The following is a 12,870-nucleotide window of genomic DNA, read 5'->3' as shown; positions in this document are numbered from 1 at the left end:
CGCTTAAGGATACTACTCGTCACCTTGCTCCTGGTAATCACGCCGAACCACAAATTTGGTCCGAACTGGCAATTTCTGAGCGGCAAGGCGCAGGGCTTCCATACCCGTTGCTAAATCAACGCCCGTTGCTTCGAACATAATCGTGCCGGGCTTCACTACAGCTACCCAGTATTCGGGAGCACCTTTACCTTTACCCATCCGTACTTCGGCTGGCTTTTTAGTAATCGGCTTATCGGGGAAAATGCGAATCCAAACCTGGCCTTCACGTTTCATTGCCCGCGTTACGGAAATACGAGCGGCTTCAATCTGGCGAGCGGTAATCCGACCTGGCTCTAAGGATTTAATACCGAACGTACCGAAGGCGATTTCATGGCCGCGAGAGGCAATACCTGGAATCCGCCCTTTATGCTGCTTACGGAATTTTGTTCTTTTTGGCTGTAACATCTTTGTAAGAAGTCTACATATTGCAGTTAGCGGCTTTCAGTTTAACAAGCATTTATCAAGAGAAATTCGACATTGCAAACTGAAAACCGAAACTCGTTTATCGTCTTGGTCCTCCACCGCCACGGTTACCACCCTGGCCGCCACCGCGGTTGTTACCACCGCCACGATTGCCGCCCTGGCCACCGCCACGATTATTACCGCCACGGTCATTTCCACCGCGATCACCACGGCCACGACCGCCACGGTCGTTACCATCGCGATCACCACGGGGACCACGACGATCACCGCGATCGTTTGCACTGGCAGTACGCTCGCCAGCTTGAGCTTGGCTCATCATAGCTGCTGGTGACAGATCACGCTTTCCGTACACTTCTCCTTTGAAAATCCACACCTTGATGCCGATTTTACCGTAGACAGTTTGTGCTTCCGAAATGGCGTAATCAATATCAGCACGAAGCGTGTGAAGAGGGACACGACCTTCTTTGTACTGCTCCGAACGGGCAATCTCAGCACCGCCAAGACGACCTGACACTTTTACTTTAATACCTTGCGCACCTACCCGAATGGCTGACTGAATAGCCTGCTTCATGGCACGGCGGAAAGAGATACGTGCTTGTAGCTGCTGAGCAATTGCTTCGCCAACCAGTTTAGCATCAATCTCAGGACGCTTGATTTCGAAGATGTTGATCTGGACATCTTTGCCCGTGATCTTTTTCAGCTCTTCTTTGATTTTATCGACTTCGCCACCACCCTTACCGATCACAATACCCGGACGAGCTGTGTGGATTGTCAACGTTACGCGCTTTAGCGTACGCTCGATAACTACACGAGCGATAGCTCCTTTTGGGATACGTGCAGCTACGTATTTCCGGATTTTCTCGTCTTCAACGAGTTTGTCCGAAAACTCTTTACCGCCGTACCAGCTCGATTCCCAGCCCCGAACAATGCCAAGTCGTAGGCCAACTGGATTTATTTTTTGTCCCATTTCTTATTGTTCGTTTTCAGGGGTGGTTTCTTCTACCTGAGTTAATGCAGACTGAGCCGCACTGTCAACCACAATCGTAATGTGATTTGACCGCTTACGAATCCGGTGACCACGACCTTGAGGAGCTGGACGTAGACGCTTAAGCATCGGACCACCATCAACAAAAATCGTTTTTACATAAAGGTCAGCGTCTTCGATCCGCTCATCTTCATTTTTCTGTTGCCAGTTAGCAACTGCCGACAACAGCACTTTTTGCAATACGGCGGCACCGGCTTGCGGCTGATATTTTAGTAAACCCAACGCCCGGCTAACGCGCTGACCACGAATTAAGTCAGCTATTAACCGCATCTTACGGGGCGACGTGGGCACATCTCTAAGTCTTGCTACTGCTTCCATTTGAAACTGTGAGTTGTAAAGTCGTATAGTTCTAGAGTTATGAAGTTTAGTTTTGTAAGCTAACTATATGACTTTACAACCCTACAACTATACAACTCATGTTTATCGTTTGCCCTTGTCTTTCTTTGCGGTGTGACCCCGGAAGTTACGCGTCGGTGAAAATTCACCCAGCTTATGGCCCACCATGTTTTCAGTGACATAAACGGGGATAAACTTGTTGCCGTTGTGAACAGCAAACGTGTGGCCTACGAAATCTGGCGAAATCATCGAACGACGCGACCAGGTTTTGATGACCGATTTCTTACCCGATTCGTTTTGCGCCTGCACCTTGTTGTCCAGACGAAAATCAATATATGGGCCTTTTTTAAGTGAACGTGCCATTGTTATCTGTTACTTTTTGCGTCGGCTAATAATCATGCTGTTCGATGCCTTGTTCTTCTTACGGGTCTTCTGACCTTTAGCGAACTGGCCATTGCGCGAGCGTGGGTGACCACCAGATGCCCGACCTTCACCACCACCCATTGGGTGATCGACAGGGTTCATCACGACAGCCCGTGTACGTGGGCGAATACCTAACCAACGGTTACGACCAGCTTTACCCATCACAACGTTCATGTGATCAGGGTTTGATACCGAACCTACCGTAGCAACGCAGACGCTCAATACCCGGCGAGTCTCACCAGATGGAAGGCGCAGGATAGCATACTTATCTTCACGACCTACTAACTGAGCATACGTACCAGCCGAGCGAGCCATAGCTCCGCCTTTACCAGGCGTCAGTTCGATGTTGTGAACAATCGTACCGATCGGCATAGCGTTCAACGGCATAGCGTTACCTACGTCAGGTGTAGCACCTTCGCCAGACATTACGGTCTGACCAACAGTAATACCTTGAGGAGCGATGATGTAACGTTTCTCACCATCAGCGTACTGTACCAGTGAGATACGAGCTGAACGGTTTGGATCGTATTCTACAGTCAAAACTTCGGCAGGTTGGCCGACTTTGTCGCGCTTGAAGTCAATAATACGGTAGTGCCGCTTATGACCTCCACCAATGTAGCGCATAGTGCGGTGACCTTCATTGTTACGGCCACCGGTTCTCTTGATGGGCTCCAGCAGGCTCTTCTCTGGCTTGGAGGCTGTCAGTTCCGCAAAGTCGGGTGCCACGCGAAAACGTGTACCCGGCGTTATTGGTCTTAGTTTTTTAACTCCCATGACTGAATAATTGGTAGAGCAATGCTAGTTTACAGGTCAGCGTAGATATCTATTACTTCGCCTTCTGCAACCGTTACGATTGCTTTCTTGGTAGTTGGGGTTTTCCCCGTTACAACGCGTCCGTTAATGTTCTTGCTACGCTTTTTGCCCAGCGACCGCAGTGTGTGCACAGACTCAACGTTGACACCGTACATTTTTTCGACGGCTTTACCGATTTCGAGCTTGTTCGCTTTTAGCTCAACCTCAAAAGCATACTTCCCCTGCTTGTTAAGGCCCGTCATCTTTTCGGTGACGATTGGTCGTTTCAGTACGCTCATGATATTATTTGTCGAACAGCGTTTGAATGGTTGACAAAGCTTCTTCGCTAATCAGCAATTGGTCAGCGTTCATCAGATCATAGGTATTTACCTGTGAAGCTGTGGTAACCTTTGCTTTCTGCACATTCCGGCTTGATAAAACAACGTTCGCGTTTACATCTGGCAGAATGAGAAGAGTCTTACGACCGGTTACGTTCAGAGCGCTTAGGAACTGAATGTAATCCTTTGTACGAGGAGCTTCAAGAGCGATGTTATCAATAACCGAAATGTTATTAGCCTGCGCTTTAACAGCCAATGCTGATTTGCGCGCCAGCGATTTAACTTTCTTGTTTAACTTGAAGCTGTAGTCGCGGGGACGGGGACCGAAGATGGTGCCACCACCAACGAATACGGGTGATTTAGCACTACCAGCCCGAGCACCACCGGTGCCTTTCTGCTTCTTCAATTTACGAGTCGAGTGCGCATTTTCGGCACGCTCTTTCGCTTTGTGAGTTCCCTGACGTTGGTTAGCCAAGTATTGTTTCACGTCGAGATAAATCGCGTGTTGGTTCGGCTCAATACCGAAAACCTCTTCCGGAAGGGTGACCTTCTTGCCTGTGTCCTCGCCCTTGCTGTTATATACGATTACTTCCATGGCCTATTTCTCGATAATAACGTATGAATTTTTGGCTCCTGGAATCGAACCGCTAACAACGAGCAGGTTTTGCTCAGGCATAACACGCAGAACGCGCAGGTTTTGCACTTTCACACGGTTGCCGCCCATGCGACCGGCCATGCGCAGACCTTTGAACACCCGCGAAGGGAACGAACAGGCACCAATCGAACCTGGGTGACGACCCCGGTTGTGCTGGCCGTGCGTTTGACCGCCAACCCCGCCAAATCCATGACGCTTCACAACGCCCTGGAAACCGCGCCCTTTGGCTGTTCCGACAACATCAACGAAATCTTCTTCGGCGAATACATCGGCTACCGTGAGCGTTTCGCCAAGATTAAACTCTTTGTCGAACTCTTTGAATTCAACGAGTTTGCGCTTGGGCGTAGTACCAGCTTTCTTGAAGTGGCCTAACTCCGGCTTGTTGGTGTGCTTTTCTTTCTTTTCGCCGAAACCCAGTTGCACAGCCGCGTAGCCGTCTTTCTCGACGCTACGAACTTGAGTTACGACACAGGGACCTGTTTGAATCACAGTACATGCCAGAGCCTGCCCGTCCGCATTGTACACGCTGGTCATCCCGATTTTCTTGCCAATTAAACCAGACATTTGTGTTTGTTTAAAGTAAGCAGGTAAAATTTAGATACTCTTTCCGCACTCGGACCTTCCGAATCGGGCCGCAAAGGTAGGCAAATCATCAGACGAATCCTATATCTGCTTAACAATCAGCACCAGAAAGACATAAAAAAAGGTCGGGCGCGCTGCACCTGACCTTCAATGGCAACAAAGCCTTACACCGCAAGGTTTGTTTACCGAAAAGTCAGATGTGGTTTCTACCAAGTCGCTTGGACCTTAGCGGACCTTCATCCTCGTATGTCGTTGAATTGTACTCCGAGTTTGGGAGTGCAAAAGTAAGAAATAATAATAAGAATCAGAAAATTTATTTAAAACTAATTTACTGATTCTTTTAGCTTAACAATCAGCGGCCAGCTTAGATTCCTGCGAATTGAGCTGGCCGCTGATTGTCCGCTAACGTTAGTTTATACTACAAGTGAATTGCTTCACCGTAAGCAGCCTCGGTTGCGTCTTTGATAGCCTCCGACATGGTTGGGTGCGGGTGAACCGCTTTGAGTATCTCTTCGCCCGTAGTTTCGAGCTTGCGAGCGGCTACAACCTCAGCAATCATTTCCGTTACATTATTGCCAATAAAATGAGCACCCAGGAATTCGCCATATTTCGCGTCGAAGATTACTTTTACGAAACCCTCTGGCGTACCCGACGCTTTTGCTTTGCCTGAAGCAGAGAACGGAAACTTACCTACCTTCAACTCATAACCCGCTTCGCGAGCGGCTTTTTCGGTATAGCCAACCGACGCAATTTCGGGTGTACAGTACGTACAGCCCGGAATGTTGTTGTAGTTCAGTGGCTCAACGTGTGGTAAGCCAGCAATTTTCTCGATGCAGATGATCGCTTCAGCGGACGCTACGTGTGCCAGCGCCTGCCCTTTCGTTACGTCGCCGATGGCGTAATATCCTTCAACGTTGGTCCGGTAATAATCATCCGTAACGATCTTTCCGCGGTCAACCGTTATGCCAACTTCTTCGAGGCCGACGTTTTCGATGTTCGCGACAATACCAGCAGCTGACAGAACGATATCTACGTCGAAAGTTTTCTCACCATCCTGCGTCTTTACGAACACCTTACAGCCCTGGCCGCTCGTGTCCACTTTCGTCACCTCAGCCTTGGTGTATATCTCTACGCCTAGCTTCTTGTACTGTTTGGCAAGTTCTTTCGAGATTTCCTCGTCTTCAACTGGTACGATGCTTGGCATGAACTCAACAATTGTCACCTTCGTGCCCATGCTGGCGTAGACGTAAGCGAACTCAACACCAATAGCTCCCGAACCGATCACCAGCATAGAGTCGGGCCGCTTCTCGAGAGACATCGCCTTCCGGTACTCAATGATTTTTTCTCCGTCGTAGGGGGCAGCGGGCAGTTGTCGAGCGCGGCTTCCGGTAGCGATGATGATGTGCTTTGCCTCGTATTCGGTGGCTTTCCCATCGGCTCCGGTCACTTCGACTTTCTTACCAGCTTTAACTTTACCAACGCCGTTGATAACGTCAATTTTGTTCTTTTTCATCAAGAACTGGACGCCCTTACTCATGCTGTCGGCAACGCCCCGGCTCCGCTTAATAACAGCTCCAAAGTCGGCCTGCGACTCACCCTGGATGGTAATTCCATAATCGGATGAGTGCTTAATGTATTCAAAAACCTGCGCTGATTTTAACAGGGCTTTAGTTGGGATACAGCCCCAGTTCAGACAGATGCCACCGAGGCTTTCGCGCTCGATAACGGCCGTTTTCATACCCAATTGCGACGCCCGGATCGCGGCTACGTAACCGCCCGGACCGCTACCCACAACGATTACATCGTACTGTGAAGCCATTAGTTTGATTTAGTTAGTCATTAGGTGGACATTACATAGTCATTGATTGTCATTCATCGTTTTAATTAACCAATGACAATCAATGATTATGTAATGGCTGTCAATTTTGAAACGCAAAGGTAGACTGAAAAGTTGATACCGGAGCCAAACCTCTTACCCGCCTTCTTTTGTTCTATCTTTGCATTCTTTTCTAATAAACCAGTATACGACAAGTTCATGACAACTGACCAGTTGAACGACTTGAGGGCCAGAGTAGAGGCCTTGAGGGGGTACCTTTGACTACGACGCGAAGAAAGAGCAACTAGCTGAGCTTGAGCAACAAACATTTCAGCCTGAATTCTGGAGCGATGCAGATCGTGCCGAAGGCGTGATGAAGCAGGTACGTGGCCTGAAGGGCTGGATAAGCGGCTTCGACAAATTGAATGGCCAGTTTGGCGATCTCGAAACCTTGTTTGAGTTCTACGAGGCAGGCGACGTACCAGAAGAGGAAGTCGACGAGGAAGGTCGCAAAGTGACCGATACACTCGAAGACCTCGAACTTAAAAAGATGCTCGGTAATGAGGAAGATCAGCTCAGCGCCGTGCTCGAAATAAATGCCGGAGCGGGTGGTACAGAGAGCCAGGACTGGGCCGATATGCTTTACCGAATGTATATGCGCTGGGCCGAAAAACACGGCTATACGCTCAAACAAGTTGATTACCAGGAAGGTGATACGGCCGGGATTAAGTCGGCGACCATAGAAGTAGATGGGCCGCTGGCGTATGGTTTTCTTAAATCTGAAAACGGGGTACACCGACTTGTACGTGTATCGCCATTTGACTCAAATGCACGTCGGCATACGTCTTTTGCGTCGGTGTTCGCTTATCCATTAGTCGACGACACCATCGAAATTGATGTTAACCCGGCCGATATTGATTGGGATACGTTCCGATCTGGGGGCGCGGGTGGCCAAAATGTGAACAAGGTAGAAACAGCGGTGCGGTTACGTCACCGTCCGTCGGGTCTGATCATTGAGTGTCAGCAGGAACGTAGCCAGTTGCAAAATAAGGAAGTGGCGATGCGTCTGTTGAAATCAAAACTCTACGAAATAGAGGTCCAGAAACGTAACGCTGCCCGCGCCGAGGTCGAAGCGGGTAAGCAAAAAATTGAGTGGGGTTCCCAGATCCGGTCTTACGTACTGGATGACCGGCGCGTGAAAGACCATCGCACTGGCTACCAAACATCCAATACCGATGCCGTGCTCGACGGCGACCTTGATCCGTTTATTAAAGCGTTTTTGCTGGAGCAGGAATAAGTTGTCTGAACCGGGATTTCAACAAGATTAGAAGGATTTACAGGATTTTATTGGAGAAATCCGATTTTGGCTAGCCAGCGTTTATTTAAACATAAACGGTTTACTGCCACTCAACAGATGTTACTTATAAGTCCTTTCAATCTCCTTAAAATCCTGGTTCAGGCACTCTTCCTAGTTGCCTGTACGCAACATTCCGATGACTCTATTATGGTCATGAACCCTAATGCTGTAGCGTCGAAATACACATTCCTTTCCTTAGGTGATTCATACACGATTGGCGAAAGCGTGTCGGCAAAGGACCGTTGGAGTGTACAGCTAGCGGGTATGCTACAGAAAGATGGGATTGACTTAGGTAACCCCGATATCATTGCCAGAACCGGCTGGACAACCGCTGAGCTACAAGAGGCCATTAAAGCCAGCGGCAACAAGAAGACGTATGATTTAGTATCGCTGCTCATTGGTGTCAACAACCAATACCGCGGGCAAAACCAGGATCGTTACCGTACAGAGTTTAGCCAGCTCCTCCAAACGGCAATAGACTTTGCAGGAGGCAAACCAGATCGTGTGTTCGTTCTATCAATTCCTGATTGGGGCGCTTCCCCTTTCGCGCAGGGCCGCGACCAAAAGCAGATTGCGGACGAAATTGATGTTTTTAACGCCATTGCTAAAGAAGAATCTCAGAAAGCAGGCGTTTCTTACGTTGACATCACACCGCTGACACGCCAGGCCGTTGGCGACACCGAGCAATTTGCGAATGATGGTCTTCATTATTCGGGTCGGCAAATGCGGTTGTGGGCCGAAGCCGCCCTACCCGTAGCCAAAACTTTACTGAAGAAGTAGTCACCGGGGTGCACAGACCATCGCCAGATTCATGCAAGCGGACATCTGACCAAATTTCTTCCAGCGGCTCTGACTCCCATACTTGTATAAGTGTACGGCGCCAATGGATGGCATTGTGATTGGAATACCTAGGTAACTCCCATTTCCGCCGTAGTCAACCCACTCAACACTTATTGCCACATCGTCTGTCGCGTATAGGTTGTAGGGTTTTAAATCGACGGTGATCCATCCTTTCTCTGCTTTCTTCAAATCAATATATACCGGACGTTGCAGCAATGAATTGGCAGGATAATTACCACGTAACGTATAAACATTAATTCGGAACCGGGTTGAGTCAAAATTGTTGGCACTCACGTAAAAGCGAAACTCTTCCAGAAATGCACCCCGTTTTGGTACGCGAAATACTCTGCCAATCTCAGCGCCTAAATTTTGTCTCGGTTTACCCGACAAAGCAAAGTTCGTTTTCATCTTCGTCTGAATACGGTCGTTACCCGTTTGCCGTACTGTCCAGTCTGCCGAACGTACGGTTACTTCATTCAACTGCATCGACAAAGGTGTAAGTGTTATGACGGGCTTGGCAGCTAGTCTGGCCATAACTGTATTGATTGGCAAACTCACGGCAGAATAACCCAACAAGGAGACACGTAGCGTATCGGCGGGTTGAATCGTTTCCGTTACGTATAAGCTGAATCGTCCGTTTTCGTCGGCGACTGTGCCAACAGACGTGTTTATAACACCCACGCTGGCAAACGGCAACGGTATGCCCGACGTGTCAGTAACAACCCCTGTTAGGCTTAGCGGCATATTTTTTCCTGAAACAAGGTTGGCTATAGTCAGTATCAAGATACCGATTACGTAGCGAAAGGATCTCATGGCAGTAAGTTGTTGTTTAATGTATGATTAAGCGAAAGCAGGGCTTTTAGGAGAAGATTTACTCTTGTAATAGCGGATAGTTCGTGCAATCAGCATCCCCCCGACGATAGACGGCGCAATCCAACCCATCATACCAATCCAGGCCGGAGCATCTGCTGGTAGCATCCGGTATACGTTGTTTACCAGGAAAGCAGTGAACGTAGCGATATATGAGCCGCCCATGCGCGTGATGTGATGATAAAACCAGTGCATCTTCTCGGGCGCCTTGCCAAAACTTTTAAAGTCAAACCACGCGTTCTGGAAAGTAAGCAGCCCAAAAAATGGGAATAAGATGGCGAAAGTAGATACTCCCGTGGTCAGTAGATAAGCGCCAAATCCAACCATCGCTACGCTAATCACCAGCGTTACGTAGGTAAGTAGCTTATCGGCTTGTTTAGGACCTGACTTTTTTTGTTTAGTAACGCGCCATCCAGTCACACACAAATAGAAGCTAAACACGGCTATGCCCGTCAGAAACAGTCGTAGCATTTTGAAAGGCTGCAACCCACACATCAGCAGAGCAGTTATGGCGACGCTAATCATACACCAGACGTAGATGAGTCCGGTGCGGTTGTGAAGACGGCTACCCTTTTGCGAGAACATAGGGACCAGCCCGATGAGTAAGGCAACAGTTCCAGACAGTACGTGGATGATGGTGATGGCAGTAATCAGCGTTTTCATGGCGTCTATACGTTTGCGATTCGATGAAACAAACGTACAGCGACCGGGTCATCGACCGCAAATTAAAGGGCTGAACAGTAGTGGTTTGGGGAGTTTGACAAAGCCTAGGCCGTTTGACAAAGCCGGTGGGACGTTCTACAAAGCTTTAAGCTCCGCCACCAACGTATCATTGTACCGACGGGCAACCGGCACCTGGTGTTGTCCACCTGACAAATGAAGCTTGTACCCTTGAGCATTGCCTGTTACCCGCTCAACCTTATCAAGATTGACGACGTACGAACGATGACATCGAACGATGTGTGGAGCATTAATTTGCCCCTCCAGGCGGCTCAGGCTGCTACGTAGTAAAGACTTAATTGGCTGACCATGGTTAATATAAACCACAGTGCAGTAATTATCGCTGGACTCAATAAACAGCAAATCCTGAGCTGGCAACGTAACGGTGTCTTTATCGTTTTCGGCGGTGAGCGTTAGTATCTCGTGATCTGAGCTTACATCGGCTGGCTCGCTGTTCGTGTCGGAGGAAGGAGTTGAATTAACGACCGAGGTGTTGGCATGAAGTTGCAGTTCGTCCGCAGCCTGGCTGTATTTCTTAAGCTGGGTGATGTACCGGAGCGACACCAGACCTGTTACAGGAAACAGGCCCACCAGAAACGTAACCAGAATAGTACTCGTCCAGTCCATGCCGCCGTGCTGGCCCTTCCCCAACAACCACTCCAGATACAGCCGGTTTCCAATAGCGATCAAGAGTATATTACACGTAACAAGCAGGATTTCGCGCCCTACGGTCCAGTACTGGTCGGAAAACTGTTTTGGGAAAAGCTGCTGCCAGAACAGGAAGTTAAAGGCCGTCACCAGAAAGGTAACCAAACCGAATCCGAGGACCTTCCAGGCTTTGTTTGCCGTTTCCCAATTGTTCAGGCCAAAGGGCTGAAACACCACGAGAAACACACCGACGAACAACCCAATGATGGCGGCTTTACGCAGTTGGTGCCACGGTCGCTCTTCGGAAGGATAAGGCTGGCGAAAGAATTTGACCATACACGTCTTGCCATCTTTGCATTAAAACAGCCGCCACTCGGAAATCTGCTCGATAAACTGCGGCAGAACGGGTGGGTACACGACAATCATGAACAAGATACCGAACAAGGCTCCGTAGAAGTGGGCATCGTGATTGATTGTGCCGTACCCGCGCCGGGCTTCGTAATATGAATAAGCCAGATATAAACCGCCAAAGATGAATCCGGGAATGCCGATTGGGATGAAAAGCAGAGCAATTTTCTGCAGAGGAGCGAAAAAAATGGCGGCAAATAAAATAGCTGACACCCCGCCTGATGCCCCAAGAGAGTTGTAGTTCGGGCTGTTGCGGTATTTTAAAAATGTAGGAATATCCGATACAATGATCCCGACTAAATAGAATCCGATCAGATAAATGGCTCCGCTAGCTCCGAACAAAAGCCCAAATACCTGCTCAATGAAGCCACCAAAAAAGTAAAGGCTAAGCATGTTGAACAGTAGGTGACTCCAGTCGGCATGCAGAAAACCAGATGTCAGCAGTCGATAATATTCGCCCCGATTGGCCACCCGATACGGGTTCATAATCCAGCGATCCATTACAGCATAGTCGTTCCAGGCCCAGAGGCTTATGCCGACGGTAATTAAAATAATGATCAGCGTTACGCTCATGTTAGCTTTCTCGTTCGACCAATTGCTTGGCAAATTGAATTAATACGGATTTCCGCGCCGGATCAGCGTCGACTTGGTCGAGGTTGGCAAAGCCGCGGGAGAAATAGTCGCTGATGCGGGCTTCGGTAATCTGCCGGATGCCCAACTGATCGTAAATAGACGTAACAGCCTGTACTTTCTCGGCTTTATCAAATTCCGTCCGGTTGAGCCAGCTCGTTAATTCGTCCCTTACGGTTCCGCTGGCCTGCTCCAGCGCTTCTATCAGCAAAAATGTCTTTTTATTGGCGATGATGTCTCCTCCAACCTGTTTACCAAATTTGGCGGGGTCTCCATAAACGTCCAAAAGGTCATCCATTAACTGAAACCCAATCCCGATGTTCACCCCGCCTTCGTACAGAAGTTGGTTCGTAGCCGCATCTGCCCCCGCGATTAACCCACCGAGTTCGAGTGCATAGCCTAACAAAACAGACGTTTTCAGGCGAATCATGTCAATGTACTCCGCTTCCGTTACGTCCCACCGGGTTTCAAAGTTCATATCCATCTGCTGGCCTTCGCAGACTTCAGCCGCCGTGCGGGTAAAGCGAGCCATTACAGACTTTATTTTGTCGGTTTCGACATCAAGCAGAAGCTGATGGGCATTTACCAGCATAACATCGCCCGACAAAATGGCAATATTCTGGTTCCATTTCTCGTGCACCGTAGGCTGACCCCGACGAAGGGGAGCCTGATCCATAATGTCGTCGTGCATGAGGGTGAAGTTATGAAACACCTCAACGGCTAAAGCGGGTCGAACGGCTTTCTGCCACTCGTCCGTAAATAGCTGAGCGCTTAGTAACGTCATCAGTGGACGCATACGCTTTCCACCTAGGCCCATAATATATCGAATCGGATCGTATAGTTCAGGCGGGTACTGCCCGTATTGAGTAAGTTGAAGTTCGTTTTGAAGTGCGTCAACAAAAACAGCTGGAATCATTCGGCTCGTGCGGTATACCGCTGGGTTTAGCG

16 protein-coding genes are annotated in these 12,870 nt (G+C 49.0%); 2 read left to right on the top strand and 14 right to left on the bottom strand.

The annotated features are described in order from the left end of the window. Nucleotides 1–12 precede the first annotated feature (12 nt). The 9 genes from rplP to lpdA all read right to left on the bottom strand — a co-directional run bounded on the left by rplP (nt 13) and on the right by lpdA (nt 6,452). Nucleotides 13–444, bottom strand: coding sequence for a 50S ribosomal protein L16 (rplP, locus tag ACYVIY_RS20900; protein ID WP_381526260.1), 432 nt, complete (start codon nt 442–444; stop codon nt 13–15). Between the two features lie 97 nt (nt 445–541). After that, nucleotides 542–1,429 (bottom strand): 30S ribosomal protein S3, encoded by an 888-nt coding sequence (rpsC, locus tag ACYVIY_RS20895; RefSeq protein WP_460978346.1) that lies wholly within the window; start codon nt 1,427–1,429, stop codon nt 542–544. A 3-nt stretch (nt 1,430–1,432) separates the two neighbouring features. Then, entirely contained in the window at nt 1,433–1,825 is a 393-nt protein-coding gene (gene rplV, locus ACYVIY_RS20890) for a 50S ribosomal protein L22 (RefSeq protein WP_381526257.1), read from the bottom strand. 102 nt (nt 1,826–1,927) lie between these two features. Beyond that, nucleotides 1,928–2,206, bottom strand: a complete 279-nt coding sequence (rpsS, locus tag ACYVIY_RS20885) for a 30S ribosomal protein S19 (protein ID WP_020600951.1) — start codon at nt 2,204–2,206, stop codon at nt 1,928–1,930. Nucleotides 2,207–2,215: 9 nt separating this feature from the next. After that, nucleotides 2,216–3,040: a 50S ribosomal protein L2 gene (gene rplB, locus ACYVIY_RS20880; RefSeq protein WP_460978345.1), complete on the bottom strand. Its 825-nt coding sequence runs from the start codon at nt 3,038–3,040 to the stop codon at nt 2,216–2,218. 29 nt (nt 3,041–3,069) lie between these two features. After that, nucleotides 3,070–3,357 carry a 50S ribosomal protein L23 gene (gene rplW / locus ACYVIY_RS20875; RefSeq protein ID WP_381526253.1) on the bottom strand — a complete coding sequence of 96 codons (288 nt, stop codon included), beginning with the start codon at nt 3,355–3,357 and terminating at the stop codon, nt 3,070–3,072. Between the two features lie 4 nt (nt 3,358–3,361). After that, entirely contained in the window at nt 3,362–3,991 is a 630-nt protein-coding gene (gene rplD / locus ACYVIY_RS20870) for a 50S ribosomal protein L4 (RefSeq protein WP_460978344.1), read from the bottom strand. 3 nt (nt 3,992–3,994) lie between these two features. Further along, on the bottom strand, nt 3,995–4,615 hold the full coding sequence (rplC, locus tag ACYVIY_RS20865; RefSeq protein WP_460978343.1) for a 50S ribosomal protein L3: 621 nt from the start codon (nt 4,613–4,615) through the stop codon (nt 3,995–3,997). Between the two features lie 436 nt (nt 4,616–5,051). Beyond that, entirely contained in the window at nt 5,052–6,452 is a 1,401-nt protein-coding gene (lpdA, locus tag ACYVIY_RS20860; RefSeq protein ID WP_460978342.1) for a dihydrolipoyl dehydrogenase, read from the bottom strand. A 216-nt stretch (nt 6,453–6,668) separates the two neighbouring features. On the opposite strand from lpdA, the gene prfB reads away from it, so the two are divergent. Together prfB and ACYVIY_RS20850 are read left to right on the top strand one after the other, a co-directional pair. Next, a protein-coding gene (prfB, locus tag ACYVIY_RS20855) for a peptide chain release factor 2 (RefSeq protein WP_460978341.1) occupies nt 6,669–7,746 on the top strand; the annotation gives its coding sequence in 2 pieces (ribosomal slippage) (nt 6,669–6,728 and nt 6,730–7,746; 1,077 coding nt in all). Between the two features lie 207 nt (nt 7,747–7,953). Further along, nucleotides 7,954–8,586: an SGNH/GDSL hydrolase family protein gene (locus tag ACYVIY_RS20850; protein ID WP_460978509.1), complete on the top strand. Its 633-nt coding sequence runs from the start codon at nt 7,954–7,956 to the stop codon at nt 8,584–8,586. On the opposite strand, the gene ACYVIY_RS20845 is transcribed toward ACYVIY_RS20850, so the two are convergent. The 5 genes from ACYVIY_RS20845 to ACYVIY_RS20825 form a co-directional block, all read right to left on the bottom strand. Next, nucleotides 8,587–9,459, bottom strand: a complete 873-nt coding sequence (locus tag ACYVIY_RS20845) for a carboxypeptidase-like regulatory domain-containing protein (protein ID WP_460978340.1) — start codon at nt 9,457–9,459, stop codon at nt 8,587–8,589. It lies immediately after the preceding gene. 27 nt (nt 9,460–9,486) lie between these two features. Beyond that, nucleotides 9,487–10,179 carry a DUF2306 domain-containing protein gene (locus tag ACYVIY_RS20840; protein ID WP_460978339.1) on the bottom strand — a complete coding sequence of 231 codons (693 nt, stop codon included), beginning with the start codon at nt 10,177–10,179 and terminating at the stop codon, nt 9,487–9,489. 135 nt (nt 10,180–10,314) lie between these two features. Beyond that, nucleotides 10,315–11,220 carry a LytR/AlgR family response regulator transcription factor gene (locus ACYVIY_RS20835; protein WP_460978338.1) on the bottom strand — a complete coding sequence of 302 codons (906 nt, stop codon included), beginning with the start codon at nt 11,218–11,220 and terminating at the stop codon, nt 10,315–10,317. A 21-nt stretch (nt 11,221–11,241) separates the two neighbouring features. Further along, the gene (locus ACYVIY_RS20830; protein WP_460978337.1) at nt 11,242–11,865 is read right to left on the bottom strand and encodes a rhomboid family intramembrane serine protease; all 624 of its coding nucleotides are present in this window, start codon (nt 11,863–11,865) and stop codon (nt 11,242–11,244) included. 1 nt (nt 11,866) lies between these two features. Further along, nucleotides 11,867–12,838: a polyprenyl synthetase family protein gene (locus ACYVIY_RS20825; protein WP_460978336.1), complete on the bottom strand. Its 972-nt coding sequence runs from the start codon at nt 12,836–12,838 to the stop codon at nt 11,867–11,869. Nucleotides 12,839–12,870 lie beyond the last annotated feature (32 nt).

It is taken from the genome of Spirosoma knui, from assembly GCF_054780635.1.
The sequence above is the reverse complement of the archived record's forward strand: the minus strand, read 5'-3'. Positions and strand labels throughout refer to the sequence as shown.